24 protein-coding genes are annotated in these 25078 nt (G+C 59.9%); 12 read left to right on the top strand and 12 right to left on the bottom strand.

Annotation, left to right across the window (positions count from 1 at the left end):
- Positions 1–168: 168 nt before the first annotated feature.
- The 5 genes from GGD57_RS13760 (at position 169) to GGD57_RS13740 (ending at position 4933) form a co-directional block, all read left to right on the top strand.
- Complete coding sequence (locus GGD57_RS13760; protein ID WP_210303871.1) at positions 169–663, top strand: GrpB family protein; 495 nt, start codon at positions 169–171, stop codon at positions 661–663.
- Positions 664–703: 40 nt separating this feature from the next.
- Positions 704–928, top strand: coding sequence for a hypothetical protein (locus GGD57_RS13755; RefSeq protein ID WP_184470542.1), 225 nt, complete (start codon positions 704–706; stop codon positions 926–928).
- A 22-nt stretch (positions 929–950) separates the two neighbouring features.
- A complete protein-coding gene (locus GGD57_RS13750) occupies positions 951–1823 on the top strand; it encodes an aKG-HExxH-type peptide beta-hydroxylase (RefSeq protein WP_184470539.1) in 873 nt (290 codons plus the stop codon).
- Between the two features lies 1 nt (position 1824).
- The gene (locus GGD57_RS13745; RefSeq protein ID WP_184470537.1) at positions 1825–2898 is read left to right on the top strand and encodes a hypothetical protein; all 1074 of its coding nucleotides are present in this window, start codon (positions 1825–1827) and stop codon (positions 2896–2898) included.
- A 439-nt stretch (positions 2899–3337) separates the two neighbouring features.
- The gene (locus GGD57_RS13740; RefSeq protein WP_184470535.1) at positions 3338–4933 is read left to right on the top strand and encodes an SIR2 family protein; all 1596 of its coding nucleotides are present in this window, start codon (positions 3338–3340) and stop codon (positions 4931–4933) included.
- A 316-nt stretch (positions 4934–5249) separates the two neighbouring features.
- Here the strand turns inward: GGD57_RS13740 and GGD57_RS13735 are convergent, their stop codons facing one another.
- From GGD57_RS13735 to GGD57_RS13725, 3 genes are read right to left on the bottom strand one after another with little or no spacing between them, the layout of a single operon-like run.
- On the bottom strand, positions 5250–6350 hold the full coding sequence (locus GGD57_RS13735; protein WP_184470533.1) for a D-TA family PLP-dependent enzyme: 1101 nt from the start codon (positions 6348–6350) through the stop codon (positions 5250–5252).
- The gene (locus tag GGD57_RS13730) at positions 6351–7826 is read right to left on the bottom strand and encodes a M81 family metallopeptidase (protein ID WP_184470531.1); all 1476 of its coding nucleotides are present in this window, start codon (positions 7824–7826) and stop codon (positions 6351–6353) included.
- 30 nt (positions 7827–7856) lie between these two features.
- Positions 7857–8339, bottom strand: a complete 483-nt coding sequence (locus GGD57_RS13725) for a hypothetical protein (protein ID WP_184470528.1) — start codon at positions 8337–8339, stop codon at positions 7857–7859.
- A 111-nt stretch (positions 8340–8450) separates the two neighbouring features.
- Between GGD57_RS13725 and GGD57_RS13720 the strand changes: the two genes are divergently transcribed.
- From GGD57_RS13720 to GGD57_RS13700, 5 genes are all read left to right on the top strand, one after another.
- Positions 8451–8840 carry a RidA family protein gene (locus GGD57_RS13720; protein ID WP_184470526.1) on the top strand — a complete coding sequence of 130 codons (390 nt, stop codon included), beginning with the start codon at positions 8451–8453 and terminating at the stop codon, positions 8838–8840.
- Between the two features lie 23 nt (positions 8841–8863).
- Positions 8864–9727 carry a MurR/RpiR family transcriptional regulator gene (locus GGD57_RS13715; RefSeq protein WP_184470525.1) on the top strand — a complete coding sequence of 288 codons (864 nt, stop codon included), beginning with the start codon at positions 8864–8866 and terminating at the stop codon, positions 9725–9727.
- 37 nt (positions 9728–9764) lie between these two features.
- Complete coding sequence (locus tag GGD57_RS13710; RefSeq protein ID WP_184470523.1) at positions 9765–10541, top strand: SDR family oxidoreductase; 777 nt, start codon at positions 9765–9767, stop codon at positions 10539–10541.
- 14 nt (positions 10542–10555) lie between these two features.
- Complete coding sequence (locus GGD57_RS13705; RefSeq protein ID WP_184470521.1) at positions 10556–11779, top strand: MFS transporter; 1224 nt, start codon at positions 10556–10558, stop codon at positions 11777–11779.
- Between the two features lie 76 nt (positions 11780–11855).
- A complete protein-coding gene (locus GGD57_RS13700; protein WP_184470519.1) occupies positions 11856–13058 on the top strand; it encodes an ROK family transcriptional regulator in 1203 nt (400 codons plus the stop codon).
- Between the two features lie 3 nt (positions 13059–13061).
- Here the strand turns inward: GGD57_RS13700 and GGD57_RS13695 are convergent, their stop codons facing one another.
- Positions 13062–13976 carry a DMT family transporter gene (locus GGD57_RS13695; RefSeq protein ID WP_184470517.1) on the bottom strand — a complete coding sequence of 305 codons (915 nt, stop codon included), beginning with the start codon at positions 13974–13976 and terminating at the stop codon, positions 13062–13064.
- A gap of 276 nt (positions 13977–14252) precedes the next feature.
- On the opposite strand from GGD57_RS13695, the gene GGD57_RS13690 reads away from it, so the two are divergent.
- Positions 14253–14993: a helix-turn-helix domain-containing protein gene (locus GGD57_RS13690; RefSeq protein ID WP_184470849.1), complete on the top strand. Its 741-nt coding sequence runs from the start codon at positions 14253–14255 to the stop codon at positions 14991–14993.
- Positions 14994–15005: 12 nt separating this feature from the next.
- On the opposite strand, the gene GGD57_RS13685 is transcribed toward GGD57_RS13690, so the two are convergent.
- A complete protein-coding gene (locus GGD57_RS13685; RefSeq protein WP_184470515.1) occupies positions 15006–16007 on the bottom strand; it encodes an NADP-dependent oxidoreductase in 1002 nt (333 codons plus the stop codon).
- A 49-nt stretch (positions 16008–16056) separates the two neighbouring features.
- Complete coding sequence (locus GGD57_RS13680) at positions 16057–16872, bottom strand: oxidoreductase (RefSeq protein ID WP_184470513.1); 816 nt, start codon at positions 16870–16872, stop codon at positions 16057–16059.
- A gap of 87 nt (positions 16873–16959) precedes the next feature.
- Between GGD57_RS13680 and GGD57_RS13675 the strand changes: the two genes are divergently transcribed.
- A complete protein-coding gene (locus GGD57_RS13675; RefSeq protein WP_184470511.1) occupies positions 16960–17436 on the top strand; it encodes a winged helix-turn-helix transcriptional regulator in 477 nt (158 codons plus the stop codon).
- A gap of 81 nt (positions 17437–17517) precedes the next feature.
- Here the strand turns inward: GGD57_RS13675 and GGD57_RS13670 are convergent, their stop codons facing one another.
- Genes GGD57_RS13670 through GGD57_RS13645 form a run of 6 tightly spaced genes read right to left on the bottom strand, consistent with a single transcriptional unit; the run spans position 17518 to position 24923 of the window.
- Positions 17518–19539 (bottom strand): beta-N-acetylhexosaminidase, encoded by a 2022-nt coding sequence (locus GGD57_RS13670; RefSeq protein WP_184470509.1) that lies wholly within the window; start codon positions 19537–19539, stop codon positions 17518–17520.
- 37 nt (positions 19540–19576) lie between these two features.
- Positions 19577–20521, bottom strand: coding sequence for an ABC transporter ATP-binding protein (locus GGD57_RS13665; protein WP_184470507.1), 945 nt, complete (start codon positions 20519–20521; stop codon positions 19577–19579).
- Complete coding sequence (locus GGD57_RS13660; RefSeq protein WP_184470505.1) at positions 20518–21333, bottom strand: ABC transporter ATP-binding protein; 816 nt, start codon at positions 21331–21333, stop codon at positions 20518–20520. The genes GGD57_RS13665 and GGD57_RS13660 overlap by 4 nt, the downstream gene beginning before the upstream one ends.
- A complete protein-coding gene (locus GGD57_RS13655) occupies positions 21330–22232 on the bottom strand; it encodes an ABC transporter permease (RefSeq protein ID WP_184470503.1) in 903 nt (300 codons plus the stop codon). Before GGD57_RS13655 ends, GGD57_RS13660 begins: the two co-directional genes overlap by 4 nt.
- Complete coding sequence (locus GGD57_RS13650; RefSeq protein ID WP_184470501.1) at positions 22232–23212, bottom strand: ABC transporter permease; 981 nt, start codon at positions 23210–23212, stop codon at positions 22232–22234. Before GGD57_RS13650 ends, GGD57_RS13655 begins: the two co-directional genes overlap by 1 nt.
- Positions 23213–23231: 19 nt before the next feature.
- Entirely contained in the window at positions 23232–24923 is a 1692-nt protein-coding gene (locus GGD57_RS13645; RefSeq protein WP_184470499.1) for an ABC transporter substrate-binding protein, read from the bottom strand.
- Positions 24924–25078: the final 155 nt, after the last annotated feature.

Raw genomic sequence — 25078 nt, 5'->3', positions numbered from 1 at the left:
CTATAGCAAGCGATGCGGTGGATGTTCAAAGGGGTCGATGTGAAATTCTTTGATTTCGCAAACTGAAGTTATGCTTTGCAAAGCAAGCGCTCTCAAGAAAACAAAGGGGATCTCGGTGCAACCTATCAGGTATTTATAGCTTGCATTGAACGTTATTAATGGATATAGTTGCATATCGGCTTTCGAGGCCAGGCGTTGGATAGCGTATTTCGAATAGTTAGTCATGACTGCGATGAATTTAGACGCGAGCGTGAGCGTCTATTCATCGAGGTGCGAAATGTGACTCCGGTAGGGTTGCTATTGGAAGTCGGCAGTACTGCGGTCCCGGGCCTAATTGGAAAAGAAGACATCGACTTTGCATTGATCGTGCCGGCAGATCAGTTTGTCGTGGCACGAGCGGACTTGGACAAGTCGTTCCAGAGGGATGGTCAGCAACTATCGAATTTTCAGTATCAGGGGTACGTGCTGCCATCGAAATTTGATGCGGCAGTACAGCTGACGATACGTGGAAGTAAGTTTGATACTTTCCAAAATTTTGTCTCCAAGATGAGGCGCAGCCCATCGCTAAGGCGGGCGTACAACAAACTGAAATTGGAGTGGGATGGTAAGCCAATGGATGAGTATCGAGTCGCCAAGCGCAAGTTCATAGAGGATGTACTTTAGACTGGACGAAATTTGTTCAGTGCAACAGGAGGATAATTATATGTCGGTCGAACAAAATATTGACCTATCGCCAGATGAACAAAAAATCATCGAAGAAAGTGTGGCGTCGATACGGAAGGTTCTTCGATCAAAGAACAAAGATATCAAAAGCCTAATCGGAATGGTTACCAGTGAGGACGTCGGCAAAACTGCAAAAGCGGTCGAGGTACGGTTCGCTGAAGAGAACGTCCTAAACGTTCAAATGAATATGGTAGCCTTTGATTAGCTAGTTCCATATGGAGCGCGACATGCTCTCGCTTTGTGAGCCTAAGCAGGCATTTGGAAATTTGTATCGGCTTGCGCGGGTTCAGGACCCGAGCGTAAGCATAATAACCGCGGAAGACCTGCGCCGCGGATATCTGGCATTTCTAGAGGGTCGTCAGCCAAGCGTCCCTGTAAATTACTCGGATGATATCTTTGTTGTCGACCAAGCAATTCAAGACAAATTAGCCGGCGCGTTCAGCAAAGGAGCCCTGAACGATCTCAATCAAGAAGATGTTGTCGGTGAGAATTACCCTCTCCAACTCCTTGGGCAGCGCACTCAGTTGGTGCAGGAGGCTCTAGCATACCTGTTAACCTTGAATGATGATTTCAGTTCGGTTTTTGATATCGTTATCCATTCCATTTTTGTAAGGCCTAGCAAACCCACTAAGACGACCCACGGTTCGCATGGCGGCTCGTCGAGTGCGTCGATTGGTGCAATCTGGCTTGCGGTTGGGGAGCAAATCCAGCAAGTTGATCTTGTAGAAATGCTTGTGCACGAGTTAACGCACCATTTGATGTTCATAGATGAACTCAATCAACCACAATTCGACTATGATCTCATTACTCGAAAAGAAAACTTCGCGTTGTCCGCAATTCTCAAAAGACAAAGACCTCTGGATAAGGTCATCCATAGTATCGCGGTCGGAGCATCGATTATTGACGCGAGAAACAGATATCTTCCCAGCCATGGTAAGACCCTCGTCCATCCGGCGACACCTGAACTGAAGAGTGACACCCTTGCTGCGATCGCCAGCGTTATGCAATTGCAGAACATAAAGGAGTTGGTCACACGCCACACCATTCAGCTTTTAGAAGAATGTGAAGAATTTTGCCACGCCACCAGCTTGGTGGCCTAGAATGAGTACGATGCTCCTGTTTCAAGAGTTGCGATCACGATGTCTGGATATCGATCGGTCGTGGCGCAACTTCGATTACAAGCATCAGGCCTTTTCGGATATTGTTCAAGAGCTAACGCACGACCTAGATCTGTCCCCCTTCGGACACGTTGAGCAAGCTGTGCAGCTTCTGGGCGAACCGGAGATTGCTGAGCTCCAAAGACTCTCATCTTTTTCAGACCTGTACCTGAAGTTGTTCGATAACGGGCGGTTTTGGGTCGAAATCTTGAATTGGTGGGGCAGTGATATCAACATTCACGATCACGACTTCGCGGGCATCCAGTTTCAACTTGCGGGTCACTCTCTCAACGTCGGTTATAATTTCCATCAGGACGGTGAGCTAGGTGAGCTGTCGATGGGGGAGCTATCGGTGTCCAGTGCCGCCCTTTGGAGGCCAGGCGATCGATCGATTGTTGCACCTGGGCGCAAAGCTCCTCATAATGTTTGTCACATTGACATTCCTACCGTAAGCCTCCTCATTCGCACGCACCCCGATCCATTGTTTGGTCCCCAATGGAATTATTTTCCACCGGGTGTCGCGGGTAGCTATGGGGTTGCTACTCCGTCTTTTAGAAAACACGTTCAGGCCCTAAGGTTGCTTGCACGTGGTGACAAAGATGTTTTCCGCCAGGCTTTTGGGCGTTTCTGCGAGCGCGCTACAGCCCGAGAACTGTTATTTGGGCTCGTTAAGATGATTGATGTTCTGTTTGAGGTCGACAAAGTTGATCTCGTCTACGAGCTTGCTGCCAAGTCGGGCGCGAATGAGACGGTCGTTGAGGCGGTCGTATTTTACCGCGCCACCGAGTCGATAAAACACTTCAAGAATACTACTGCGTTGCCTTGGCGTGCCCAACTTGCCCTTTCCATTGTGGCTTCGGGTATTAACGCTACGCATTTCGCAGATATTGTGCATCATTTGAGATTAGGCGGCTTTGATCCTGGATTTGACAATCCGTTAGAAGAACTTCGATCCCTAATCGACGAGCAGGTTGATCGGCGAATCTCAGAGACGCTTGCCATTTTTGACATCGCGTAATGAGGGGCGGATTCTTCATTGTCTAATCATATCATGTCGTTCGAAGGCAAACAGATGGTGTAGCTTGTATCGACGGCATTTCCTTGGAAGGGGCCTCGTCGTGCGGTGTGCACATGTGGCTCTCCACATCACGCTTCATGAGGGTAACTACACGGTCCGCAATTCCTGCGAGAGCGTCCGCTGATGGCGCGAAGCTGCCCTCCCCGACGGGCGGTACTATTCGAAACAGGATACACCTCGTAATCAAAGTGTGAGCGTAACAGCGCCTGCGCTTTTCTTTGAGGTGAAGCCTGCTCTTTTATGCCTTTTGTAAGCTCTTTGCTGGAATTCACGGGGCATGTGGCGTGATCATAAGACTTGGTGGGAATGCTAATTTCTAGGGACGAATCAAACTTTTATGATATTTGAAGCTTTCTTATTTATTATGTGAGTTGTCGCCGTGGTCGATATTACCGATAGCCTTACAAAAGCCCTTCACAGCTGCGGATCCGCACCATTTCTCTTTATTGGGTCAGGCTTTTCTAGAAGGTATATCGGTCTAGAAACATGGTCTGATCTGCTCGCGAGGTTCTGCACAAACATCAACGACTATGGCCTGTACCTATCGAACGCTGACGGCGATCTGCCGCGCACTGCGTCATTCATCGCCAAAGACTTCAATGTGATGTGGTGGAAGCATGCTAGCTACGAGGCGAGTAAACAAGATTACGGAAAGGAAGCCACGGAGCAGTCGGCTTCTCTGAAATATGAGATCGCGAAATATCTGCGCGGACTATCGCTCGAATACAAAGGCACAGGTCTAGAAGACGAGATCAAAGCGCTCTCCCAGATGAACGTCGACGGTATCATCACGACAAATTGGGACTTGCTTCTCGAAGACCTCTTCCCTGATTACAAGGTTTTCATCGGGCAGGAAGAGCTGATCTTTTCAAATCCGCAGAGCATTGCCGAAATCTACAAGATCCATGGCTGCTCCTCTCGTCCTTCCTCGCTTGTCTTAACAGAGGATGACTACAAGGACTTTCAGAAGAAAAACCCTTATCTCGCAGCTAAGCTGATCACGATCTTCGTAGAACATCCAGTGATCTTCCTTGGCTACTCCATAAATGATCCGCATATCCAAGCGATAATCGCATCGATTGCAGAGTGCGTGGGTGGAGACAAGCTCAAGCAATTTGAAGAAAACCTGATCTTCGTTGAGCGCGCAGATAAGGGGCAAGACGACGCTTTCGAAGGCGCAACGATCACTATTGGTCCAAGCAAAGTGCGTGTCACGCTCGTCCGAACTAACGATTTTTCAAAGATCTATGCTGCTGTTGAGGCGACGAAGCGTAAGATCCCGGCTCGCGTCCTTCGATACTGTAAAGAGCAGATGTACGAGCTTGTGAAATCGGCGGACCCCGAGATCAAGCTGGCCGTCCGAGATCTCGACGATATTGGCGAGAAGGACGATATTGAGTTCGTTGTTGGCGTCGGCGTTGCGAAGGAATTCAGAGAACGCGAAGAAAAGGTCACAGAACGCCAGAAAGAGGTAATGACGGCAAGAGGCTATGCTGGCGTTTCGGTCGATGACGTGTTCGCTGACATTATCAAGGAAAAATCCGAATATGATGCCGAGCAGCTCCTGAAATCGACCTATCCCCTCTTCAGGAAGTTGTCGAATAGCTACATCCCCTCGTTTCGATATCTCCAAGCCGTTGGTGTCGTAGATAAAGTCGCCTTCGCGAAATGCGAATTTGTAGAGGGAAAAAGGGTCGCACAGCGCACCGTCTCGCGCGGGTTCCAGACGAGCCAGTTTCGGGTAGCCTACGACCGAGATTTCAAGGGCCTGACAACCGCTCAGATCATCGAACGTACCACACCCGAGAAGGCAGTGGGTATTATACCCTTTCAGCCGAGAGACCAAATTGACTTGGCCGTAGTAGCCAAATTCCTCAACGACAATGCAGATAAGCTGAAAGAAGGGGCCTACCGATCATTCTTCCGCAAATTAGCATGCCTCTACGACTATCTTGCGTTCGGATTTGAAGGGTAAGAAATCAGTGTCATCACCGAAGGCTACCATATCGGGCAGCCTCCCGGCGAACTAGCTTCTATTGGCGAGCAAGTAACGTTGGATTGACCGACCCCACGTAGTTTTTGGACACTTCTGTCGCGACGTTACAAATGAGATTTATGGGTACAATCTGAAGGATGTCAGGGCCGCCATTGGCACAACGACGTCCTCCGTCGCGCACGCACGCTCTTGCGATATAGGCGACTGCATTCTTGCTAACATCGAGATCGCGAGCAATCCCTACCGGCAACTGCGACCTTCGGCGGGCCATTTGCCCCTCGACCGAAACCGCCCCCTACCAAACAAGCCCTCGAGCCGCGACCTCCTCCACGCGCGTCACCACACCACCCCGATGAAACACCATCGTATCGAACAGATTGGACACCACGCAGGTGTGATTGGGGATGATGAACAGCTTCTCGCCGATCTGCGGCCGGGGACCGGTGCAGTTCGACAGGTCGATCACGCCGTGTTCTTCCGAGAGGCTGGTGATCCGTGCTTCGGGATAACCGACGATTAGGCCGTAATCGCTGAAACCCTGGAGATCCGAGGTCAGCGCCTTCGAGCCGGCGTCGATGACGGCGCGGTCGGGGGTTGGGCGGGAGACGACGGTCGCCAGCACGTGCATGGCGCAATCGTCCTCGGTGCAATGGCCCATGCGCACCATCTGGCGGTCATTGTAGATATAGGTGCCGGCGCGGTGTTCTGTGGCCGAGGGGACGAGATGCGCTTCGAACAGGCTCGGTGTTCCGCCGTTGCTGACGATCGGGCAGTCTATGCCGTCGGATGTCAAGCGCTGCAGCGTCTCGGTGATGAAGGCTTCGGCGGCGGCGGCCGATTGCGGCTTCGGATAGGTGACGATGCCGCCGAAGGTGAGGCCGTCGGCGGCAGCAATGCGCCTGGCGAGCGAGGCGGCTTCCGCCGCTGTCTGCACGCCGCAGCGGCTGCCGCCGGTATCGCATTCCACCAGCACGGTCAGCGACTTGTGGCCGGAGAAATGCGCTGCCAGCCCGTCGACCGTCGTTTCGCTGTCGGCGACGACCTTGAGGGCCGGGATTTTGTCGTTCAATCTCGCCAGGCGCTCGAGCTTCTGCTGGCCGAGGATGTTGAAGGTGATCAGGATGTCGCCGAAGCCGGCTTCGGCAAAGACCTCGGCCTCCGTCACCTTCTGGCAGTTGATGCCCTTGGCGCCGGCGGCGACCTGCGCGACGGCCAAGGCCGGGATCTTGTGGGTCTTGATATGCGGGCGGAAGTTCAGCCCGTGCTCATCCATATAGGATTGAACACGGTTGATGTTGGCAGCCAGCCTGTCTTCGTCGATCACCGGACGCGGTGTCGAGAGATCGGCGATCCTGTCTCCTGCCCTGGCGACGACGGCAAAGCTGGCATCATGCATCTAGGCGGCTCCGCGTTGTAGCCCGTGTGGATCGGCAACGATCGGCCAGATCGTCTTCGGCGCTCGCTGGTATGGCGTCGTCGCCGGATTATTGGGATAGGGCGTTCCGGCCGAGCAGTAAAGGATCTCGGTGGCGATCCTGGAGAAGGAGGCGAAGAAGTGATTGGTGGATTTGATCACCAGGATCTTCTGTTTTGTCGGATCGATGCCCATCACCGAAAATAGGCTCGGATCGAAGCTCTGGGCGCGCGTCGAATTGAGGATGATGTCGATGCCGTTGAGCACGATATGGGCGGCATCGCCGAAAGGCGCGAGGCTCTCGCCGAACTGCATCTCGGCATTTTTCACCAGCCTGACGACCCTGACGGTGCCGTCGATGGGGCTGCCGGTGCCGGGCGCCGATTTGGCGCCGAAGCGCAGTGGAATTTCCGCCCCCTCGCCCGCCGCAAAACAGATCTGCACGGCCACCGGATCCCAGATCGTGCCGATCGCCGCACTGGTGACGCCGCGGGCAAGGAGCTCGCCGAGAATAACCGTCGCATCGCCTGCCGTACCGCCGCCCGGATTGTCCCAGACATCGGCAATGACGACGGGCCATGCGGTGGCATCAATCGCCCGCGCAACGGCTTGCTTCTCGTCGATCTGCGGCACCATGAAGGTGCCGCGTTTGGAAAACAGCTCGAGGCCGAGTTCACGCGCCAGGGCCGCGCCCTTTTCCGGCCTGTTGTCGGTGACGACAAGCAGCTTCGTTCCCATTTCGGGAACGTCGCCGACCATGAAGCCGTGGATCACCGAGATCGACAGAATGTCCGGATCGTCCTTCTCGATCTGCATGATCTTGTCGACGAAGGAGCGCATCGGCTCGCGCGATGTCGGAAAGACGTCGATCATCCGGCAGTCGAATACCGAGATAACAGGCTTGACCCGGCCTTCGAGCGTATCGACGGCGATGCGCCAGAGATCCTCGGCGCGGTCGACGAAGTCGGTATGCGGAAATTCCTTGAAGTAGACGGCGAAATTAAGTGCTGCAACGCGTTTTGCCGTGAGATGGCTGTGGGGGTCGAGTTCGGCTGAGATGAGCACATCAGGCCCGACGATCTCGCGCATGCGAGTGAGGAGATCGCCTTCCGTATCCTCGTATCCGGCCGCGACCATCGCGCCATGCAGGCCCATGACGACGGCATCGACCGGCATTGCCGCCTTGAGCTGGCCGAGGATTTCGTCGCGCAATTCTTCGTAGGTTGCCCGGTTGACGAGGCCTGCCGGGTCGGCCCAGGTCGCCGTTCCCTCGATCAGGTCCCAGCCCTTTTCTTTTGCCACGCGCCTGCCGATGGTGATCGGCGCGGTGCAGAGCGTCGGTGTTTCCGGATGCTGGCCGGGCGGGGCATAAAGAGAGGCTTCGAATGCGCGGCGATCCACGCAGATCGGTGAAAAAGTATTGGTCTCGGTCGCCAATGCTGCCGTGAAAATGCGCAAAAAAGTGGCCTTCGTGTTGTCGGCCCCGCTTTACCCCATCGGGTTCGGCAGGTAGCCGGTGAAACCTGAGATCTTCCAGCGTCCTTGATGAAGCCTGCAATAATAGAGCGTCTGCCATTGCAGCACGTCGCGGGTGCCGTCGGACTTGGTAATGCTGCCGTCGAATTTCTTGCGGACCAGCGCCCTATCGCCTTCGATCTCGATATCTTCGAGCGTCGTCGTGGTGAAGATCGCCGTGCGCGCATCTTCGGCAAAACTCTGCTCGGCGAAATCCTTCGCCTGCCTCAGCCATTCCTGGTGATAGGCTGCGAGTGTCGGGAAAGCCAGGCGCCACCTGTCGGGGCTCACCTGCTTCTGGGCATCGATGCCGATGAAGCCCTCTTCGACGAAATCATGCTCCACCTTCGACCAGTCGGCAGCGAGAAATGCATCGATATCGCGCAGAACGAGCATTTCCCAGATCGCGTGCCGGGCGCTGTCTGCGGGGAAAGGATTCAGGAAAGGATCGCGCATATCAGCCCCGGATTGAAATTCTTTTCATAATTTATGTTTTTCACTGGTCAAATTCTGCTTTTTGTGGTCATTTGTCAACTTATCAAGAAAATAATTTGCAAGGACTTCAGCATGCCCATCAAGCGCTATGGCACTGTTCAAACGGGGGGCGGCGGCAAGGCGCTGCCTTTCGCGCGCGCGGTCGAAGCCGACGGATGGCTCTATGTTTCCGGCCAGGTTGCGATGGAAGACGGCGAGATCATCGACGGCAACATCATCGCCCAGACCCACAAGACGATCGCCAATGTGCTCGCGATACTCGATGAGGCCGGATACGGCGTCGAGGATGTCGTGCGCGTCGGCGTCTGGCTCGACGATCCCCGTGACTTCTGGACCTTCAACAAGATCTATCAGGAATATTTCGGCGAACATCCGCCGGCACGCGCCTGTGTGCAATCATCGATGATGGTCGATTGCAAGGTTGAGATCGACTGCGTGGCCTATAAGAAGAAGGGTGACTAGCGGATACGATCGGGGGAGCGGCTTTGGATATCTTTTCGACATTGCAGGAAGACAAGGGCCGGCTCTCTCCCTCCGAAAGCCGCATCGCCGAGATCATCGTCAACGATTTCGAATTCGCCGTGAATGCCTCGATCATCGAGCTTGCCGAACGCGCCGAGGTCTCGCCGCCGACCGTCACGCGCTTCTGCCGGCGGCTGGGCTGCGAGAGCTTTTCCGATTTCAAGGTGCAGCTTGCCCGCACCGCCCATATCGGCGTGCGTTATTTGAAGCCGGAATCGAAAAGCACCGATCCGGCCGATGTCGCCCAGGATATCATCACCAAGGCGCAGAACGCCCTCTTTCTGCTGCACCGCTCGCTCGATCTGGCCGCGATCCAGGCCGCCGTCTCCCATATCGCCAAGGCCGATATGATCTATGCCTTCGGCTCCGGCGGCAATTCGTCGATGATCGCCGACGAACTGCAGAACCGCCTGTTCCGTCTCGGGCTTCGCATCACCGCCAGTTCCGATCACAGCATGCAGTTGATGATGGCGGCCGCGGCAAGGCCGGGCGACGTGCTGATCGGCTCGTCCTTTTCGGGGCGCAATATGGAGCTGGTCCGGGCCTTCGAGCTTGCCCGCGACACCAAGGTGAAGACGATCGCTCTCACCCAGACGGATAGCCCGGTCGCCAAGGCCGCCGAAATCGTCGTGCCGATCGACCTTCCCGAAGGCAACAACATCTATCGCCCGACCTCGACACGCATCGCCTACCTCGCGACGGTCGATATTCTGTCGAGCCTCGTCGCCTATGCCGTTCAGCCGAAGGCGACGACCACGCTTCGGCGCATCAAGCAGCAGCTGGTCATTCACCGCGACGGTGACGACCGGCAATTGCTTGGCGATTGAAACCACAAGATTGAACCATGAGCGGGAGCGCGGGAAAATGACCCAATCGGCAGCCATCGTCACGGGTGCGGCGGGCGATATCGGTGCTGCGATCGCCGCACGGCTCGCCGATGATCATGACGTCGTGTTTCTCGCCGACATCGATGCCGCGGCTGCGGCTGCCGCGGCCTCGAAGCTCGGGCCGGCCAATCGCTTCGTGGCCGCCGGATGTGACGTGACCAGCGAGGCAAGCATTGCGGCATTGGTCGGGCGCGCCGCCGGCGCCGGGGTGGTTCGAACGCTGGTCAACAATGCCGGGGCGGCGCGTGCGACCAGCCTGCACGAGACGACGCCGGAGATCTGGCGGGCGGACAATGCGCTCAATCTCGAAGCGGCATTCCTGTGTTTCCGCGCCTTCGAGCCGATGCTGAAGGCCTCGAAAGGCTCGGTCGTCAACATCGCCTCGGTCAACGGCATGCATGTCTTCGGCCATCCGGCCTATAGCGCCGCCAAGGCCGGTCTTCTGCATTTCACCCGGCTGGTCGCCGTGGAATACGGCAAGTTCGGCATCCGCTCCAATGCGGTGGCGCCCGGCACGGTGAAGACGCAGGCCTGGGAGGCGCGCGCGAGCGCCAACCCGAATGTGTTCGAGGAAGCGCGCCGCTGGTATCCGCTGCAGCGTGTCGTCGATCCCAGGGATGTCGCCAATGCCGTCGCCTTCCTTGCCGGTCCGTTGGCTGCGGCCATCACGGGCGTCTGCCTGCCCGTCGATTGCGGCCTGACGGCCGGCCAGGCCGAGCTGGCGCGAACCTTCTCCCAATCAGAACATTACTGACGTCAGACAACTCCATGAGCCGCCTCTTCCCCGCCGTCTTCCGCAATCCGGCGATCCGCGCAAGCATGATCGCCATTTTCACCTTCGGCATGGCAGGCGCAATGACCGCACCTTATCGTTCGGTCGTCGGCATCCGCGAGCTTGGCCTGAGCGACGGTCTCTATTCCTGTCTGGCCTTCGCCTCGGCGGCGGTGAACGTTGTTATCAGCGTCATGCTCGGCAATCTCGCCGATCGGCTGGGCGAATACCGTTCGGCGATGATCGGTGCCTGCATCTTCGGCATCGTCGGCTACGGCATGGTCTACGCCTTTCCCTCCGCGGCGATCTTCATCATCAGCGGCTTGCTGCCGCTGCCGGTCTACGGGGCGCTGAATTCGCTGCTGTTTGCCAATGCGCGGGCGGCCATGCATGGCATGAACCGCAGTGACATGGTGACGGCCAACTCCGGCGTGCGCGCCATGATCTCGCTCTCCTGGGTGCTGATCCCGGGCATAACAGGTCTTGCGCTCTCCGGCGCATCGAGCATGCTGCCGGCCTACCTCTTTGCCGCCATCTCATGCCTTTTCTGCCAGGGCATCATCCTCTTCGCCCTGCCGAAGCGGGCGGGAACGGAGATATCGGCGACCCATCATCTGAGCTATCTCGGCGCGCTGCGGCAGGTGATTTCACCGCGGATTTCGGCGCATATCGCAGGCGTGGCGCTGATAACAAGCACGCTGCATCTGAACGACGCCCTGCTGCCGCTGATCGCTACCGGCCCAGCCCATGGCAGGCTCAGCGATGTCGGCATTCTCGTCGGCATCGTCGCCTTGCTGGAGGTCGTCTTCATCATCGTCTGGTCGCGGATCGCGCGGGAGGCCGGCCAGATGACCGCACTTGCCGCCGGCACCATCATCTATGCCGTGTTCCTCAGCCTTCTCGGCTTTGCCTCCGAGCCGTGGCATCTCTACGCGCTGACCTTGCTCGCCGGCATTGGTGCGGCGGCGATCATCAGCATTCCGATCACCTATCTGCAGGATCTCATTGCCGATCGGCCGGGGCTCGGCAGCGCACTGATCTCCGTCAATATCTTTGCGAGTGCGGGCATCGGCGCGCTGGTTTTTGCCGCCGGCACCTATATGACAGGTTATTCCGGGACCGCCATCATGAGCGCCGTCACCGGTCTGTCGGGCATAACGCTCCTCGGCCTGCTGCAGAGACGAAATGCCGTTGCGCCCGTTGACGCCGGGCTTCAATAAACGCTGGTAAAGAATGTGGCTTTCATCACTATCCGTCTTATGACAAGGGTGGGTCACCATTTCCTTTGAAGGCGACATGAAGGCAATCTCCGGCACGAATCTCGAGCAGGCCAAGTCTCACAACCGGCGTGTGGTGATCGAGGCCGTGCGCACCCACGGTCCCCTGTCGCGCGCGGCGATCGCCCGGATGACGGCGCTGACCGCGCAGACCGTATCCAATATCGTCGAGGAACTGGAGAGGTCGCATCTTCTGGTGCCGGCCGAGGCGCAGAAGCTGGCGCGCGGCCAGCCGATCATCCCCTATTCGATCAATCCGGCCGGCGCCTATTCGATCGGCCTCGAACTTGGCCGCCAGCGCGCCAGCGGGGTTCTGACCGATCTCTCCGGCGCTGTGCGCGCACGCATCGAGCGCCACGTCGAACATCCCGATCCGCAAAGGGCGATGCCGGCGCTGCAGTCGATCGTCGAAGACCTCACGCAGGCCTTCGCCTTCGACCGAAGCCGGCTGCTCGGCGTCGGCATGGCCCTGCCCGGCCGTTATGCCGATGGCGGCATTACCTCTCTCAGCCCGCAGAACCTGCCCGGCTGGCAGGATTTTCCCGTCGGCCATGAGCTGGAGCAGCGGGTCAAGGTGCCGGTGCTCGTCGAAAACGATGCGACGGCGGCCGCGATCGGCGAGCGTCTTCACGGTGTTGCCCGCGGCCTCGGCAGCTTCGTCTATCTGTTTCTGGCCGGTGGCGGCGGCATCGGTGCCGGCATGTTCCTCGACGGCCATCTCTACAAGGGCAGCCGCAACAATGCCGGCGAGATCGGCCATATCATCGTCGAGCCGCACGGCAAGCTCTGCAGTTGCGGCAAACGCGGCTGCCTGGACCGCTACGTCTCGCCAACCGTCGCTTATGAATTCATGGGCATTGCCAATGCCGAGGAGCTGTCGCCAGACGATCTCGACGCACTGATCGCCAAGGGCGGCGAAGGCCTGGATGCCTGGCTCGACCAGGCCGTCCAGCCGCTGCGCCAGACGCTCGACTTCCTCGAACTTGCCTTCGATCCGCAGACCATCGTGCTCGGCGGCAGCATATCGACCTCGCTGATGGCCCGGCTCGCCGAGCGGCTGGAGCCGCTGCACACCCCGATCGACCCCAATCAAAAGCGGATGGTGCCCCGCGTGATGATCGGCATGACCGGCAAGGATACGGCGATCCTCGGTGCCGCCGCCCTGCCGATCTTTTCCGAAACCAATCCACGCTTCGACGTCCTGCAAAAGCCGGTCGTCTGACCCTCATTCCCCCGCCGGCACACGCGCATCGACTTGGCGCGCGCGGCGCGCCGGAGGCCGCGCAAAGATGACCACGTTGCCGAGAAGCGTCAGCGCCAGGCCGACGAGGCCGAGACCGGTCCAGTGGTAGCCTTCGAAGACCGTCGACAGCGACAAGGCGACGATCGGGAACAGGACGGTGGCATAGGCAGCGCGTGAGGAGCCGATGCGCGACACCAGCATCAGATAGGTGGTGAAGCCGATCACCGAACCGATTGCCGCGAGATAGAGCAGTGCGGTGAGATACCGGATGTCGGGCGGCGTCACGATCGGCGTTTGCGTCACGGCAATCAGCAGCAGGAGGAAAATCGCCCCATAGGTCATGCCCCAGGCATTGGCGGTCACCGGTGAAATTCCGGCCGCGCTGTTTCGGCGCGACGCCATATTGCCGAGCGAGAAGAACAGCGTGCCGAGTGCTGCGAGCCCAATCCCTTTCAACGTGCCCAGATTGAAATCGACGACGACCTCCTCTGCGAACAGCAGCAGGAGGCCGGTGGCGCCGAGCGCGGCTGCCAGAAGCGTGCGGCCGGTAACCCGGTCGCCGAAGAACAGGCGCGCATTGACGGCATTGTAGATCGTTGCGAGCGAGAAGATCACCGAGACCAGCCCGGAGGGGACAAAGGCGGCGGCGTTGTAGAAACAGATGAAATTGAGGCTGAACAGGCAGAGTGCTTGCGCAAGGATGAAAGGCTGATCGCGCAAGGCAGGGAGCTTCAGCCGCCGCATGACGGCCAGGATGGCGACGAGGATGACGGCTGCGAGCGCAAATCTGTAAAAGACCGAGACCAGGACCGGCACGGGACCGACCTGCATCGCGATGGCGATCCAGGTCGTCCCCCATATCAGGACGGTCGAGATGAAGAGAGCGGCATTTGCCATGGCGTGATCCTCGTTTTCCCGATCGATAGGCCAACCGTGAGCCGGGCTCTTGCAGATTCTTGCTGCGAAATTTTATGACCCTGGACTTCCTGCTCGCCACGCGGACCGTCCACCGGTATTATCGCGAGGACGTACAGGTGTGGGGAAGAATAGGTGAAAGATAGCCGCCTCTCGGTTTACAGCTTTTTGTCGGCATCTCCCTCTGCCCGGGTGTCACAGTCGATCGATCTGGGGTTCGGGCGATCGGCGGCCCTCTGGAGCAATGGCAGCGACAGGATGAGCTATGAGCGGCCGGACGGACATACGTTCAGCCTCTATCTCACCGGCGGCGCCGGAACGCGCCGTCTGGATGGCAGCCCCGCCGCGCAGGGCCGGCCCGGAGCCTTGTGCGTCATGCCGCAGGGACACTCGTCGGAATGGGAAATTACCGACCCCTTCGAATTCGTCCATCTCTACGTTCCGGACGATCAGATGCGCCGGATGTTTGCCGAGACGTTTGACCGCGATTCGAGGCTTATGGTCCTTCCCGAAGCGACCTTCGCAGATGCGCCCGCTTTGGCGCGCACGCTTCGGCAGATGACGCAAGCGATGTCGGCGGGCGATCATCTCATGGCTGAAGAGGCGATGACGCAGACGATCAAGGATTTCTTCGTCGATCCGCGTTACGCAGGGATGCGTTCCCGCGCCATCAGCGGCGGGCTCGCTCCTCATATCCGGCGCCGGATCCTGGACTATATCGAGGCCCATCTCGACGAGACGATCCGCTTGCAGGATCTGGCGGCGATCGGGCAGCTCAGCGCCTTTCATTTTCAGCGGATGTTCCGGGCAAGCTATGGTGTGTCGCCGCATGGCTGGGTGGCGCACCGGCGTGTCGAGCGCGCCAAATCGATGCTGCGCGGCATGGACCCGATCGCGCAGATCGCTTCGGCCTGCGGCTTCAGCAGCCAGAGCCACATGACCCGGGCGTTCAAGCTGGGCACCGGCGTCACACCTTCTGCCTACCGGCAGCAGCAGTGACGCGCCTTCACCTCACTTCACTGCGATGACGACCTTGCCTTTCACGCGTCCCGTTTCCACATAGGCCAGCGCCTCGTTGGTCTTCTCGAATTGGAATGTCCGGTCAATGACGGGGCGGATGGCGCCCGCCTCGATCAGCGCGGTGATCTTGCCGAGCTGCGCGCCGTTTGCCGTCATGAACAGGAAGGAATAGCCGATCCCCCGGCGTTTCGATTTCCGCCGGATGCTGGAACTCAAGAAGCGCATGACCTGCTGCAGCGGCCAGCCGAAGCCGTTTTCCCTGGCGAAATCGGGATCGGGCGGACCCGATATCGAGATCAGCTTGCCGCCGGGCTTGAGGACGGCGAGCGATTTCTCCAGCGTCTCCTTGCCGAGGCTGTTCAGCACGACGTCATAGCCCTTCAGCAGCTTTTCGAAGTCGTCCTTCTTGTAATCGACCACCACGTCGGCGCCGAGGCTTTTCACCAGATCGACGTTTGCCGTGCTCACCGTCGCCGCCACATGGGCGCCGAGATGTTTGGCAAGCTGGATCGCGATGGTGCCGACGCCGCCGGAGCCCGCATGGATCAGCACCCGCTGGCCCTTCTGCAGCCTGGCGCGCTCGACCAGCGCCTGCCATGCGGTCAGCGCCACAAGCGGAATGGACGCGGCCTCTTCCATGCCGAGATTGGTGGGCTTCAGCGCGACATCGGCAGCGTCGATGGCGATGTACTCGGCGAAGGTGCCGATACGATCCTTCCCGGGCCGTGCATAGACCTGGTCGCCGGGTTTGAATTGGCGGACCTTGGCGCCCACCCGCACCACGACGCCGGCGACATCATTGCCGAGCACCAGCGGAAGCCGGTAAGGCAGGATCAGCTTGAACTCTCCGTCCCGGATCTTGGCATCCAGCGGGTTGACGCTGGCGGCATGGATCTCGATCATGACGTCATTCTCGCGCAGCTGCGGTTCAGGGCTCTGGCCGAGCCTGAGGGCGCCGCCTTTCTTGTAGCGATCGATCAGGAATGCTTTCATGGGACGAACTTTCGTTTCTGTGATGAGCCGGCGGCGCGGCAAGGCAAGCTCAATCAGGAAGCTTGTTGAATTTCCGGAGGTTCTTGTCGACGAAGGACTCGGGCAGGAAACGGCGGATGAAGCGGACCTGTCCGGCTGCTTTCCCGGCCGTGTAGCGTCTCTTGGGCGAGGCCGCATCGGCAGCCCGGATGACGGTTGCGGCGACCACCTCGGGCGCATCGCCTTTCAAAACGGCCTCGCGCATCAGCTTCTCCGCCCCGGCGCGCACCGCATCATAAACGGCAAGCGGCCGGTCGGGGCGCGTGATGTTCTCTTCGAAGGCGGTGCGGGTGACGCCGGGTTCGACGAGCACGACGCGGATACCCTGGGTGCGCACTTCATGGTCGAGGGATTCCGAATAACCTTCGACCGCGTGTTTGGTCGCTGCGTAGAGCGCATTGAAGGGCGCAGGGATCAGCCCGAGGATCGAGCTCAGGTTGATGATCCGACCGCTGCGCTGGCGTCGCATCACCGGCAGCACCGCATTGGTCATCCGCATCGTGCCGAAGACGTTGACGTCGAACACGGCTTTGGCCTGCGCCGTCGTCGATTCCTCGGCGCCGCCGAGCAGGCCGATCCCGGCATTGTTGACCAGCAGATCGATCCGCCCTGCCCGGCTCAGGACCTCGTCGACGACGCTCTGCACGGATTGATCGTCGATGACGTCGCATATCAGCATGGTGATCCCATCGGCGGTGTCGGCCATCGGCTTTCGGCTGGTGCCGAACACACGGTAACCGTCGCGCCGCAGCGCTTGTGCCGTCACCAGCCCGATGCCGGAGGAAGCCCCGGTGACCAGGGCAATGCCGCGTTCTCTCTTGCTCATCGACGTGCCTTCGTTTTGTCGTGGATCAATCATGGCCATTCTGTTACTATCAAATCAATAGCTAGTCACTACTAAAAAGATATCGACATGAAGAATCTTTCGGACCAGCCGTGCCTGATCGCCCGCAGCCTGGCGCTTGTCGGCGATGCGTGGAGCATGCTGATCATGCGCGACGCCCATGCGGGGCTGACCCGCTTCGATGATTTTCGAAAAAGCCTCGGCATCGCCCCGACCATGCTGACGGGGCGGCTGTCATCGCTGACAGAGGAAGGGCTGCTGCAAAAACGCCGCTATTCCGAGCGTCCGCCGCGCGACGAATATGTGCTGACGGAAGCCGGCCGCGACTTTCTGCCGGTGCTGTTTGCGATCGGCGCCTGGGGCCGCAAACATCGCGGCGGCGGTGACGTCACCCGCTTCTTCGACGCCGAGACCGGAACCGAGATCGATCCGGTCACCATCGATCGCACGACTGGCGCTCCTGTTGGAACCCGCCCTATCCGTGTCGCCGCACCCGGCTGTGAGCCGCCCGCGATGAATGACGCTGGTTCCGGCAACTCCCCTTGAGGCGATGCCGGCATCCTTGCCGCCACCGCCTGCCGCGAGGGCAAGGATAGTCCTCAAATCACACTCGGCCCGATCCGAGCGCTACGACTGCTGCAGCCCGTACAGCAGTGGCATCAGCCCTGCGAGCGCCTTGAAACGTTCCCATGACTTGGCGGACGGTTTCGTCCAGCCGGTTTCGGCAAGTCCTGAGATACGCGGAAAAACCAGGCGGTCGAAAACGGCGCGATCCGTCATCGGTTCGGACCAGATGCAGGCCTGGATGCCGAGGAGCTTCTGTTTCTGCGCCGCCGTCCAGCCGCCGACCGGATCGAAATTATAGAGCTTTTCGGCGTCCGACGTTCCCGCCCAGCTGGCGCCGGGCTCGTCCCAGTCCGGCCTCAGCGCCATGTCGAGGTAATAGACCTGCCCGGGGCAGACGACCATGTCGTAGCCGCGTTCGGCAAGTTCGGCCGAGACTTCGACATTGCGCCAGCTGCAGAGGTAGCTCTTCGATTTGTCGATGACATCGCCATGGGCCGCCTCTTCCCAGCCGCCGGTGATGCAGCCCTTGCTCGCCAGGAAGCGTTGCACGCGTTCGAGGAACTCCGCCTGCAGGATGGCCGCACCCGAGCCGTGGATATCGTCGGCGCCATGCGTATTGGTGACGACGTTCAGCCGCTTGGCATGCGCATCGGCAACCGCGTCGCCGGCCACGGTGCGCAGGCGGTCGAGCGCTGCCGGCGAGCCCGACCACGCCCCGAGCGGCACCTCGTCGGCGCCGAGATGAATTGTCTTGAACGGGAAGAGTTCGATGAGTTCCGCAAGGATGGTCTCGACGATCTCGTAGGTCTTCTCAAGGGCCGGATTGATGCAATTGTCGGGAAAGCCCTGAACCGAATAATAGCTGCCGAGTTCGGCGGGATCGCGCAGCTCGGGTATCGCCTGCTGCATGGCGTAGCAATGGCCGGGCATGTCGATCTCCGGCACGATCTCGACGCCGAAGCTCTTTGCCTCGGCGACGATCTCGCGGATGACGGCCTTGGGATAGTATCCGCCGGTGCGGGCGGGGCTGGAGCCCAGCAGCGGCGGGACGGCAAGGCCGTGGCCGCGCCAGGCGCCGATTTCGGTCAGCGCGGGATAGGCGTCGATCTCGACGCGCCAGGCCTCGTCGTCGGAAAGGTGCCAGTGGAAGCGGTTGAGCTTGTTCCAGGCCAGCACCGCGATCAGCTTCTTGACTTCTGCCGCGCCGTAAAACTGGCGGGCGACATCGAGATGCAGCCCGCGCCAGCCCATCGCCGGCTCGTCGGCGATCTCGCCGGATGCCGGAAACTGGAAGGTCCCGGGATGCAGCCTGGCGCCGCGCCAGATCTGGCCGAGGGTCACCAGGCCGTAGAGAAAGCCTGTCCGGCTGCTCGCCTCGACGGTCAAGCTTTCCTCGTCGAAGCTCAGCCGGTAGGCTTCGGGGCCGAAGCCGGCGGCATCCTTCAGGATGACCGGGACGGCGCCTTCCGCCTCGCTGCGCACGATGCCTTCGACGGCGAAGAGATGCTCCACCAGTGCGGCGAAACTTTCAGCCGCTGCCTCCCCTTCACCACTCTGCGCCCGCGGCGCAAAACCGGCCGGCAAGGGACGGCGGGAGGCGACCGCCACGTGGTTCGGCCAGGGAATGATCGACACCTGAACCGGCGCATGAGCGGGAACCGGATAGATCTCGGCGCCACGCTTCAGCGGCGCATTGCTGACCGAAGACCGCGTCGGCTCGATGCTGAGCACGATCGTGCCGCCGTCGGAAAGTGCGAGATAAGCGCTCGTTGCGCCGTCCGTCCAATGGCGGAACTGCCAGCTCAGCGCAAAAACCGAGATCGTCCAGGTCTCGCCCGCGCCGAGAACGAAATCGGCCGGCGGCTGGAATTCGGTGAAATTGGAGAGCCGCTTTGAAACCGTGGCGCCTTCGACCCGCCCGGCCGGATCGACGCGGCCCGGGCCGCTGATGCAGAGGGAAAAATGCGACAGCGGCTCGCTGCCGAGGTTTTTGAGGCGCAGCACATAGGAAAATTCCTTGCCGTCGGCAGGCGGGTTCCAGAGAGTTTCGAGCCGCAGGGCCTTCGGTCGCGGTGTGGACATGATCACTGTTTCCTGTTGAGAATTGGGCTTTTGAACATCAGCTCTTGAGCATTCCGGCATTGGAAACGCCGAGTGCGCGGATGAAGTGGTTGGGGCCGACCTGTTCGATGACGGTTGATTCAGGCCGGCTCAGCGCGCGCACTCTTTCCGCCTGTTCGAGGAAACGCGCGCTTCCGCCGGTCACGAACGGCCTGCTGCCGTCCGGAACGGCGGAAAGCAGCAATCGCGTATAGGGATGGCTGGGATCGGAGAGAACCTTTTCGGTGTCGCCCCATTCGACCATCTGGCCGGCAAACATCACGACGATCTCCTCGGCCACATGTGCTGCCGTTGCAATGTCGTGGGTGATATAGAGCATGGCAAGGTCGTTTTCACGCTTCACCCTGGCGAGCAGATCGAGAATATCCTTGCGGATGGAGACGTCGAGCATCGAGGTCGGCTCGTCGGCGACCAGCACGCTCGGCGCCACGGCAAGGGCGCGGGCGATGTTGACGCGCTGGCGCTGGCCGCCCGAAAGTTCGTGCGGGAATTTCTGCCTGGTCACGTCAGGCTCCAGCCCGACGCTTGCCAGCAGCCGGCCAATCTCCTCGGCGAGATCGGCCCTTGCGCCGCTCGGCCGATGCAATTGCAGCGGCCGAGCCAGGTGATGGCTGACGGTGAAGGCCGGGTTGAGCGAGGAGAACGGATCCTGAAAGACCATCTGCACCTCCCGGCGATAGCGATGCTCATCCTCGGTCTCGCCGCGGGCGGTCAGCTCCTGTCCGCGGAAAAACAGCCTGCCGCCGGTCGGCTTGTCCAGACGGGCGATGATGCGGGCGCAGGTCGTCTTGCCGCAGCCGGATTCGCCGACAAGCGCCAAGGCCCGGCCGGGAAAGAGCGAGAAGGACACGCCCTTCAGCGCCCGGACCGCACCGAAATCGCGCTTGATGTCCTCGAGCCGGATCACGGCTTCTGTGATAACGGGATTTGCCTCCGCTTTCATGCCATGAGCTCCGATAGATGCGGATTGCCGGGAAGCTGCGGAATGGCGTTCCAGAGCTTGCGCGTATAGTCGTGCTTCGGCGCATGGGCGACCTGGCCGACATCACCCACTTCGACGAGCTCGCCCTTCAGCATGACGCCGATGCGTCGGCAGAGCTGCGCCATCAGGTGCAGGTCATGGGTGATGAAGAGCACCGAGAAGCCGTAGGTTCGCTGCAGGTCGACGACCTGTTCGAGGATCTCCCGCTGCACGACCACGTCGAGCGCCGTCGTCGGCTCGTCCATGATGATCAGTTCGGGTCTGAGCGCCAGGCAGATCGCGATGACGATGCGCTGGCGCATGCCGCCGGAAAACTGGTGCGGGTAATCGCCGATGCGATGGGTGGGAATGCCAACGAGACGGAACATCTCTTCGGCCCGAGCCCGGGATTCCTCATGCGAGCAGCCGGTGTGCCGGCGCAAAACGTCGTGGAACTGCGCTTCGACCCGCATCAGCGGATTGAGCGAATTCATCGCGCTCTGGAAGACCATGCCGATGCGCTTCCAGCGGATTTTCTGCAGCTCGCGTTCCGGCAGTTTCAAGAGATCCTGCCCGGTGAGCCGGATGCTGCCGCCGCTGATCCAGGCGGGCGCCTTGGAAAGCCGGGTGATGGCATAGGCGATCGTGCTCTTGCCGCAGCCGGATTCGCCGGCGAGCCCGAAAATCTCGCCGCGGCCGATCGTGAAGGAGACCTCCTTCACCGCGCGGAACTCTCCCCTGTCGACGAGGTAATCGACGTTGAGCTTTTCGATTTCCAGAAGATTGTCGCTCATCGGCCAAGCTCCAGTTCCCGGTTGCGGGCGCGGTTGAGGCGGAACCAGCGGGTCAGCGCCGGGCCGGAGCGCAGCTGCGGATTGGCGATCTCGTCGAAGGTGAAATTCAACAGCGCAAGGCCGAGGCCGGTCAGCGCGATGCCGAGCGCCGGCACCCCGATATCCCACCAGGCGCCGACCATGATCGCCGAGGAATTCTGGGCGTTGTAGAGCATGGTGCCCCAGGAGACTTTCAGCGGATCGCCGAAGCCGAGATATTCGAGCGTCGTCTGGGCAACGATGGCGTAGATGATGCTGCCGACGAGGTTGATGCCGATCAGCGTCGTCAGGTTCGGCAGGATTTCCACGAAGATGATGCGCCAGGCCGGCTCACCGATCATTTTCGAAGCCGTGACGAAATCGCGATTGCGCAGCGCCATCGTCTGCGATCGCGTCATGCGGGCGCCCCACGGCCAGGAGGTCAGCGCGATGATCGTCATGATCGTCATCGGCCCGACAGTGCCGGCGAAAGAGGCGAGCAGGATCAGGAGCGGCATGTTCGGGATGACGAGCACGGCATTTGTCGCCAGGTCGAGCCATGCATCCGTCCTGCCGCCGGCATAACCGGCGATAAGGCCGATGGCGGTGCCGAGAAGGGTGATGGCAATGCCCGTGGCAAAACCGACCGAGAGAGAGCTGCGCGCACCCCAGACGAACTGGCGATAGACGTCCCGCCCCATTTTCGTGGTGCCGAGAACATGCTCGATCGACGGCGGCTGGTGCGAACGTCCGACACGCGCTCCGGGCTCGCCGGGGGCGACGAGCGGCGCAAACAGCGCCATCAGCCACAAGACGGCGATGATGATCAGGCCGGCGAGCGCCTTCTTCTGCTTGAGGATGGGCCATAGGGTAAAATTCATCACGCAGCCTCCCGCAATCTCGGATCGACGAGCCCGTAAATCATGTCGACGAGGAAGTTGGCGCCGAGGGTTGCGAGCGTCATCAAAAGCAGCTGGCCCTGGATGACCGGGTAATCGCGGGCGATGCTCGCGGTATAAAGCGTCAGTCCGAGGCCGGGATAGTTGAAGACGATCTCGGTGACGATCGAGCCGCCGAAGACGGCGCCGAGCATCAGCGCCAGATTGGTCAGCACGGGAAGCATGGCATTGCGCGCGCCGTAGCCGAACATCACCGTCAGGTGGCTGAGCCCCTTGGCGCGGCCCATGGTCACATAGTCCTCACCGAGCACCGAGATCATCGACGAGCGCATCGTCGTCTGGAATTCGCCGATCAGGAACGGCGAAAGCGTCAGCACCGGCAGGATCGCATGGAGGAGCACGCTGCCTGCGAAGGTGAAATTGAAGGCGGGATCGAGGTTCGGATCATAGGCATAACCCACGGGAAACCAGCGCAATGAAACCGCGAAGACGAAAAGCGTCGTCAGCGCCACAATGACGGGCGGTACCGAAATCATGATCACCGACAGCGGCGAGACGATCGTGTCGAAACGCCCGCCGCGGCGCCAGGCCGAGATCGCACCCAACACCACACCGACGCAGAGCGAGAAGATGATCGCTGTCGTCACCAGGAAGACGGTCCAGAGCGTCGAACGGCCGAGAACCTGGACGACGGTCTGGGGGTAATATTTGACCGAGATGCCGAGATCGAGGGTGACAAGCCCCTTCAGGTAATCGGCGAATTGCCAGAGCATCGGCTGGTCGACCGCGCCGAAACGCGCCTTGATCGCCTCAATGGCGGCAGGTGTTGCCCGCGGGCCGAGCTGGGCGACCATGGCATCGACCGGGCTCCCCGGCATCAGCCGGGGAAGAATGAAGTTCACGACGATGGCAAAGGCCAGGGCGACCGCGTAGACGCCAAGGCGCCGGCTCGAAATGCGCATGTCCGCTCCCTCGTCAGACTCAGCTGACCGGCTTGAGGCGCAGCAAGTGCATCAGGCGCATGCGGTTATTGTCATGATCTTCCGGGTTCATCACGGGATCCTTGTCGGTCACCCAGCCGGTAAAACGCTTGCTTGTGAATTGATACCAGGTCGGTCCGTTGAAGACCGGCACGACGGGGAAATCCTCGGCGACAAGCAGCTGGATGTCGTTGAAGATCTTCTTGTGATCGTCGTCCGAGGTCGCCTTCAGATATTGGTCGAAAAGCGCGTCCAGCTTCGGGTTCGAATAACGCGAGGGCGCGCCGGTGATGCGCCCGCCATAGGCGGTCGACAGGCTCTGGTAATAGCCGCGGAACGGCGTTGCCCCGTCGGCGCGGGAGTTCATGACGACCTCGAAGCTGCCGTCGATGATCTGCTTGCGCCATTGTTCATATTCCGGGGTGGCGACCGAGGCATTGATGCCGGCGGCACGCAGGCCTTCGACGGCGATCTGCACCGCATCGATCCAGTCCGTCCAGCCGTTCGGGACGATGATCGGGAAGGCGATCGGCTTGCCGCTCGGGGTCGTGCGGAAGCCGTCGGCGCCCTTCTTGTAACCGGCATCGTCGAGGATCTTGTTGGCCTTCTCGGTATCGAAGCCCATGAAAGCGTCCTTGTCGCCTTCCGCCTGTTTGTTGCGCCAGGTCTCGAAGCGCGGCGGCAGGCCGGTCGCATGCTCGTTGACGACGGGATAGCCGAAGCCGGCAATATCGACCATGGACTTGCGATCCATGGCAAGGCTGAAGGCATGGCGGAAGTTCAGGTCCTTATAGGCCTCGAGGTTGCCGTCATTGCCGCTCTTGAAATTCATCTGGAAGGCGACGGTTTCGGCCGGCGGCTGCCAATAGCCGTTGTGATCGGCATCGAGCGCCACGAAGGTCTTGTCGATCTGCGGAATGAAGGAGCCGATCCAGTCCATATTGCCTTCGGGCAGAATGGCCAGCATCTGGTCGTTGCCTGATATTTGCGGCAGCCTCAGGCAATCGACATGCAGCGAGGCGGCGTCCCAATAGTTCGGGTTGCGGCACTGCTCGTAGACCTGCGGCGTGAAACGGCGCAGCTCGGTCATCGGGCCGGAACCGACCGGCTTCTCGTTCTTGAAGGCGACAGGATCGGAAACGTCCTTCCAGATATGCTCGGGAACGACGGCGAGATCGGCAAGCGTTTCCGGGAAATCGGAATTGACCGCCTTGAGGTCGATCTTCACCTCGGTCGCCGACGGCGTCTCGACGGAGGCAACGGTCTCGCCGACGCCGACGGTATCGAGCGCGGCATTCTTCAGCATCAGATCGATCGTATATTTGACGTCGGCCGAGGTCAGCGGTTGCCCGTCCGACCATTTGAGATCGGGCCGCAGCGTGTAGGTGACCGATTTCATATCCTCCGAGAATTTATAGTCGGTCGCCAGGCGGAAGACCGGCTTGCCGCCATCCTCGGCATTGAAGATGACCAGCGGCTCGTAGATGAAATCCATCGTGCTCTGCCGGCGGCCGGCGAGATCGAAGGGATTGAAGTTCTGAACCCAGCTGGTCTGCTCCTCGATGTGCATCGTCAGCACCGATTCAGCGGCGGCACCACCTGCCCCGAAAGCAACGAGCGCCGTCAGCGCGGTCGCCGCCGCCCAGCCGGCACGTCCGGAAATTCTGCGGAATAGGCTTTTGCTCGATCTCATTCCAATGCTCCCCTCATTATGTTTTTTGGAGTCAATCAAATTGATTTAATATTGATAGTCAGTTTCCCGCCGCCCCGTCAATTGCCGATCTCAAATTTTTGCGGGGAGCATCCGAAGCCGATTTCGGCAGGCATCGATGCACGCGATTTCATGGT

Source organism: Rhizobium esperanzae (assembly GCF_014197615.1).
GTDB lineage: Bacteria > Pseudomonadota > Alphaproteobacteria > Rhizobiales > Rhizobiaceae > Rhizobium > Rhizobium esperanzae_A.
The sequence above is the reverse complement of the archived record's forward strand: the minus strand, read 5'-3'. Positions and strand labels throughout refer to the sequence as shown.